Raw genomic sequence first — 6,359 nt, 5'->3', positions numbered from 1 at the left:
GATATTGCCCTTTACCAGGGCAACTTTGTGCCATTGCCAGGCACAAAACGATACGTCGGGAGATAAAATTCAGCTGAACTATCTGTAAAAAGACTACTCTCGCTTTTACTCTTCACTCTTCACCAAATCGGCTGAAACCCCTATAAACACTGGGGGTGTGGGCGGTGAAGAGTGGTGGTTCACTCTTCACCACTCTTCACCACTCTTCACTTATCGCGAGGTTCAGCTATCATTTATTCCAAGATCTGGTCTTCATTGATGACAGGGCCTAGTCTTCATTGATGACAAAGCCTAGTCTTCATTGATGACGGAACCATTGCCTCTCTGATATTCTTTCCTCTAAAATAATATGGGTGAAGAGTGGTGAAGAGAGGTGAAGAGTCAGCTCAACTCTTCACCCGCCTAACCATCTAATTTACAACACCTTATACCATCCCGGTGAAGAGTGAAGAGTAAATTAGAAAATACTATTCTTTTTCCTTGTAGAAAATCTTGTTGGCACCGCTTGTAATCTTCAGCGCCTCAGGATGTTCCTCAATAAAGCTGTTGATATGGCGAATACGCTTCTCCTCCAGGATTTCATCCACGGCAATGAGAATGCCCGTCTCCTCTACATCGCCGAAGCCATAATTGATGGCTGTACCAAAGAGCTTCATGGTAGGACTGAGGTTCATATAGGCATTCACCAGAGGAGGAATATTGAAACCGAGCTGGCGAATCTCATGATTCAGAATGCGATAGTCAGCACGGAAATCATCTTCCGTGAAGATAGCTGCCATCTCGCTCTCAGGAGTTTCCAACTTCAATGGCTTCATCGGAATCACCAGGTTCTCCTTGTCATCAAAATGCTTCTTGAGGAAGTAGAGAATCATATCGCGGCCACGACGGATGTAAGAAGGATACATCGTCATCTTGCCGAAGAAATACTTTACATCCGGATAGAGCACGGTAAGGGCACCCAATCCGTCCCAGAGATTGTCGAGAGCAAAGATACTCTTGGTATTCTTGCGCACATTCTGATACTCGAGAGAGACGAACGAACGGCCCAGCTCCACAGTATATGGCATGTATTCCTTCAGGAACTTATCTGAAAAGTGGAACATGTGACTGGTAGCAAGCTTAGGCTGCCCCTTTTCATCAAGTTCCCAATCCTTGCCCAGAAGATAACGGTAGCCACCGATAATCTCGTTAGCATCTGGATTCCAGACAATAAGCTGCTTGTAGCAGTTGTCACCAAAGTCGAATTCGTCAAGGTCCATCGATTTACCCGTTCCACCACCTGCTTCGCGGAAAGCGATTTCACGAAGGCGACCAATTTCCTTCAATACATTTGGCGAATCATTAGCCGTAACGATATAGATTTCGTTATGACTCTTGTTGGTCATACGAAGCTGCTTCTCGGGAGTCAACTCGCTCTTCAGCAGTTCGCGGTCAATCGGTTGGATGATTTCTTCTTCCATAATTCTCTATATAATATCGATAATTATCTTGTTCTATTTCTCTTACTTTTTCTATGATTGCTCACTGTAAAAGGGTTCTCACTAGAGTTCGTAAACCCTGTCCTTCACATACTGAGCCCACTCTGTAGCCGACTTGCTGTGATCGAAAGTCTGCCAGGGAATCGGCTTGCCGATGGCGATGCGGAAATGCTTGCCCACATTCTTGTACATCTCATCCACGAGGAACATCATGGCAAGGTTGAAAGGCAGATGCTTGTCGCTGAACCTGGCGATGCGATAGAACCGTTCGGAGTTCTGCCCACCGAAATGGATAGGCACCACATCACGCTGATATTCCACACTCTTGGAGATGAAAGTCTTCTTCCAAGGCAAATCGCGGATGCTGCCATCAGGCTGCTTGCGGCTGTTCAATCCCGCAGGGAACATCAGCATGTGGTTGTCACTCTGGAATCCAGCCTCTACCATGCGAGGGAAGTCACGGCTCTGTCGGCCGGTCTTGTTGATGCCGATGCTCACCGGCTTCAAGCCCGGAAGATTGAGCAGCAGATCGTTTACCAGATAGCGGAACTTACCATCATAATGCGTTCCGATGATGGAGCCGAGGCACACGCCGTCCTGTCCACCCAGCGGATGATTAGACACGAAAGTATAGAGCTTGCCATCATTCTTATCCGGCAAATTCTCCAAGCCTACGATTTCTACATCCATCTTCAGATAGCGCACGCATTCTGTAAGCCAGTCCGTACCGGAGAGGTTGCGGCTTTCCCACAAGAACTTGTTCACTTCGTCTTCGTGTATAATCTTTTTCAGCCAAGACACGAGGAATCTGGGAACAAATTTAGCTTTGCTCCCCATCTTGTTCTTCAGTATCTTTTCTATGTCTATCGTTTTCTCTATTGAACCACTCATTTTCAGTAAACCTAATAAGTTCCTGCAAAGTTAGTTTTTCTTTTTTAAATATGAGTCATTTTTCCCGAAAAATTATCAATAAAGCTAAAAAATAGTGCATTTTTCCATCTTTTCGGGAGAAATCAAGACAAAAAACATCGTTTTTCGCGAATTACTAGATACCAGCGAATAAGGAGCGAAAAAATGAAAAAATCATTTTTTTGCGCCCGTTTCATAAAATTTGTGGGGAAACATGGAGCTATGTGAGGATTTTTATGTACCTTTGGAGCCGAATTCCTATTAAATAGGTACATACGCGCTGTATATAAGTACATGCACGTGAAAGAAACAAGTTAAAAATAAGTAACTTACAAAAGAAAAAGAATCAAGAAGAATGATCAAGACAGCAGAAACATATCACGTACCCGTGCTCCTCAAAGAGAGCGTTGACGGACTCAACATCCAGCCAGGCGGCATCTATGTAGATGTTACCTTCGGCGGTGGAGGACATTCCAGGGAGATCATCTCCCGCCTGAGCGAGGGAGCACATCTCTACAGCTTCGACCAGGACGCTGATGCCGAGCGCAACGTGGTGGCAAATCCCAACTTCACCTTCGTATGCTCCAACTTCAGATACCTGAAGAACTGGATGAGATACTATGGCGTGGAGGGACTGGACGGACTACTCGCCGACCTCGGTGTATCGAGTCATCATTTCGACGACGAGACCCGCGGATTTTCCTTCCGCTTTGATTCTCCTCTCGACATGCGCATGAACAAGAGAGCCGGGAAGACTGCTGCCGACATCGTGAACGAATACGAGGAAGAGGCACTTGCCGACATTTTCTATCTCTACGGCGAACTGAAGAATTCCCGCCGCATCGCTTCAGCGCTGGTCAAGGCAAGAGCCGCAAGCCCTATCAAGACCACCAAGGACTTCATGGCTGCCGTGGAACCCCTCTTCAAGCGAGAGCGGGAGAAGAAGGAGATGGCCAAGCTCTTCCAGGCACTGCGCATAGAGGTGAATCACGAGATGGACGCTCTGAAAGAAATGCTCCGCTCTGCCACCGAACTGCTCAAGCCGGGAGGAAGACTCTCGGTGATTACCTATCACTCGCTGGAAGACCGCATCGTGAAGAACATGATGAAGGCGGGCAATCCAGAAGGCAAGGTAGAACAGGACTTCTTCGGAAGAATCGAGACGCCTTTCAAGCTCGTTAACAACAAGGTAATCATACCAGATGCCGATGAGCAGGAGAGAAACCCGAGAAGCCGCAGCGCCAAGTTGAGAATCGCAGAAAAGAAATAGAGTAAATGAGATTATCATGTAACTGCAATCATGTAATGCAATAGAAAATGAAACAAGATAAAGAAAAACCAGAAACAAGCATCCCGGCTGAAGAGCAGAAGGCGCAGCCGGAAGCTCCCAAACCGGCTCCGCAGGCTTCGCTCAAGGAAGTGATTGCCAAGCAGGCCATCGAGGAGGAAGTGTCGGGTTCTGCCAGCTTCACACTGCGCAAGATTCTGGGTGGCGACATCCTCACCGCACAAATCATCAGAAAGCAGATATGGCTGTTCATGCTCATCGTGGTTTTCATCATTATCTACATATCCAACCGATACAGCATCCAGAAGGATCTCATCGAATTGGATCAACTGCAAAAAGAGCTGCAAGACACGAAATACAAAGCACTGTCAACCAGCAGTCAGATAACAGAGAAGAGTCGTGAAAGCAATGTGCTCGACATGCTGAAGCACAGCAAGGACAGCACCCTGCACATCGCCACACAACCTCCTTACATCATAAACGTACCAGAAGAATGAGCAAGTTTGAGCATAAGAAAGTAATGCCGCGCTATAGTGCCATCGCCATCATCATGACCCTGATTGCCACCGCCATCGTAGGAAAAGCACTCTACATCATGACGGCTAAGCACGACTACTGGATGCAGGTTGCCGAGCGACAGAAGAGAGACTCCGTGACCGTGAAGCCTAACAGAGGCAACATCCTGAGCTGCGCAGGACAGCTGATGGCGAGTTCGCTGCCAGAGTTCAAGGTATTCATGGACTTCAAGGCGCTGACCGAAGCCGGCAACGACTCGCTTTGGGATGCCAAGCAGGATTCCATCTGCCAGGGACTCCACAAGATATTCCCGGAGAAAACAGCAGAGGAATTCAAGCGCCATCTCATAGAGGGACGCGGCAAGAAGAGCCGCCACTGGGCGGTATATGGAAGTCGTATCGACTATAACACCTTCACCGAGGTGAAGGCACTGCCAATTTTCCGCCTCACTCCCTACAAGAGCGGATTCCACTGGGAGGAATACAATGCCCGCACCCGCACCTACGGTTCGCTGGCAGGAAGAACCATCGGAGCCATGTTTGGTGCTAAGGATACCGCCAGATTCGGACTGGAGCTGAGCTATGACTCCATCCTGCGCGGAACCAATGGTATCGTGCATCGCCGCAAGGTGCGCAACAAGTTCCTCGACATCACCGATACCCCTCCTATCGACGGTGCCGACATCGTTACCACCATCGATGTGAGCATGCAGGATCTTGCCGAGCGCTCACTCATCGAAGAGTTGAAGGAAATCAATGCCAACGTGGGTGTAGCCATCGTGATGGATGTGCCTACCGGCGACATCAAGGCCATTGTAAACATGGAAAAATGCTTCGACGGCGAATACAGAGAGATTCACAACCATGCCGTGAGCGACCTTCTGGAGCCGGGTTCGGTATTCAAGCCTGCCTCGCTGCTCGTTGCGCTCGATGATGGCGTGGTAGATACTACCTGTCACGTGGAAACGGGATGTGGCGTCTGGCAGATGTACGGACGAGACATGAAGGACCATAACTGGCGAAAGGGCGGATATGGAATGCTGACCTTCGCAAAGACACTGTGGTACAGTTCTAACATCGGTGTGAGCCGAATCATCGACGACCACTACCACAACTGTCCGGAGAAATTCGTACAGGGCATCTATCGCACCGGTCTGCACGACGACCTGAAGATTCCGCTGGTGGGAGCTACTCCTGCCCGAATCCGAATGCCGCACAGAAACAGCCACGGACAGTATGACAACTGGGCAAAGACCAGCTTGCCATGGATGAGTATCGGATACGAAACGCAGGTGCCACCGATCTCTACCCTCACCTTCTACAACACCATCGCCAACAACGGCAAGATGATGCGTCCTAGATTCGTGAGCAAGGTAGTGAAGAACGGAGAAACCATCATGGAGTTTCCGCCAGAGGTGATGCGCCCACAGATAGCCAAACCGCAATCCATCAAGAAGATGCAGACCATCCTGGAACAGGTGGTTAGCCTGGGACTGGGCAAAAAAGCCGGTTCGCCTAACTTCAAGGTTGCCGGAAAGACCGGTACGGCTCAGGTTTCCAAGGGAGCCGGCGGTTACAAGAACGGCATTACCAACTATCTGGTGAGCTTCGCCGGCTACTTCCCTGCCGACAATCCGCGCTACAGCTGTATCGTCTGCATTCAGAAATCAGGTTTGCCAGCTTCCGGCGGAAGCATGAGTGGCAAGGTATTCCACGACATTGCCGAAGGCATCATGGCACAGAGCCTGAAACTCGACGTAAAGGATGCCAAGGATTCAGCCTCCATCTTCGTTCCGGACGTGAAGAACGGAAACGTGCTGGCTGCCGACTACGTACTCACCCACCTGGGCATCAAGACCAACACCAACTGGAGTGGAAGCTACGCCAACGGCAATCCTATCTGGGGCAAGGCAGAACGCATAGGAAGCAGAAGCATCAAGCTTTTCAAAGAGAAGCAATACGGCAAAAGCACCGTGCCCGATATTACAGGCATGGGAGCCAGAGACGCTATCTTCTGCATGGAGAGCAGAGGAATCAGAACCAGGATTCATGGCAGAGGCAAGGTAATCAAGCAAAGTCTCATGCCGGGAACACCGGTCAAGAAGGGTTCCATCTGTATCATCGAATTGAACTAATATATATAATAAGGTGTAAATACATAAAGATATT

5 protein-coding genes are annotated in these 6,359 nt (G+C 49.0%); 3 read left to right on the top strand and 2 right to left on the bottom strand.

What is annotated here, in order from left to right; translation table 11 throughout:
* Positions 1–467 precede the first annotated feature (467 nt).
* Positions 468–1,460, bottom strand: coding sequence for a GNAT family N-acetyltransferase (locus DW657_RS09725; protein ID WP_089544077.1), 993 nt, complete (start codon positions 1,458–1,460; stop codon positions 468–470).
* 81 nt (positions 1,461–1,541) lie between these two features.
* Positions 1,542–2,369, bottom strand: a complete 828-nt coding sequence (locus DW657_RS09720) for a glycerol acyltransferase (protein WP_118312348.1) — start codon at positions 2,367–2,369, stop codon at positions 1,542–1,544.
* Between the two features lie 373 nt (positions 2,370–2,742).
* Here DW657_RS09720 and rsmH point away from each other — a divergent pair, with 373 nt between their 5' ends.
* Genes rsmH through DW657_RS09705 form a run of 3 tightly spaced genes read left to right on the top strand, consistent with a single transcriptional unit; the run spans position 2,743 to position 6,325 of the window.
* The gene (gene rsmH / locus DW657_RS09715; RefSeq protein WP_089544079.1) at positions 2,743–3,657 is read left to right on the top strand and encodes a 16S rRNA (cytosine(1402)-N(4))-methyltransferase RsmH; all 915 of its coding nucleotides are present in this window, start codon (positions 2,743–2,745) and stop codon (positions 3,655–3,657) included.
* A 47-nt stretch (positions 3,658–3,704) separates the two neighbouring features.
* Positions 3,705–4,172 carry an FtsL-like putative cell division protein gene (locus DW657_RS09710; RefSeq protein ID WP_187360446.1) on the top strand — a complete coding sequence of 156 codons (468 nt, stop codon included), beginning with the start codon at positions 3,705–3,707 and terminating at the stop codon, positions 4,170–4,172.
* Positions 4,169–6,325: a penicillin-binding protein gene (locus DW657_RS09705; protein WP_118312347.1), complete on the top strand. Its 2,157-nt coding sequence runs from the start codon at positions 4,169–4,171 to the stop codon at positions 6,323–6,325. Before DW657_RS09710 ends, DW657_RS09705 begins: the two co-directional genes overlap by 4 nt.
* Positions 6,326–6,359 lie beyond the last annotated feature (34 nt).

Source organism: Prevotella sp. AM23-5, from assembly GCF_003473645.1.
GTDB classification, from domain to species: Bacteria; Bacteroidota; Bacteroidia; order Bacteroidales; family Bacteroidaceae; genus Prevotella; species Prevotella copri_A.
Note: the sequence above shows the minus strand (reverse complement) of the source record. Positions and strands in the feature narration are given on the sequence as shown.

Excerpts from the sequence above, each read along its gene's own strand:
- DW657_RS09705 (WP_118312347.1), top strand. The coding sequence starts at position 4,169 with ATGAGCAAGTTTGAGCATAAGAAAGTAATGCCGCGCTATAGTGCCATC.
- DW657_RS09720 (WP_118312348.1), bottom strand. The coding sequence starts at position 2,369 with ATGAGTGGTTCAATAGAGAAAACGATAGACATAGAAAAGATACTGAAG.
- DW657_RS09725 (WP_089544077.1), bottom strand. The coding sequence starts at position 1,460 with ATGGAAGAAGAAATCATCCAACCGATTGACCGCGAACTGCTGAAGAGC.
- DW657_RS09710 (WP_187360446.1), top strand. The coding sequence starts at position 3,705 with ATGAAACAAGATAAAGAAAAACCAGAAACAAGCATCCCGGCTGAAGAG.
- rsmH (WP_089544079.1), top strand. The coding sequence starts at position 2,743 with ATGATCAAGACAGCAGAAACATATCACGTACCCGTGCTCCTCAAAGAG.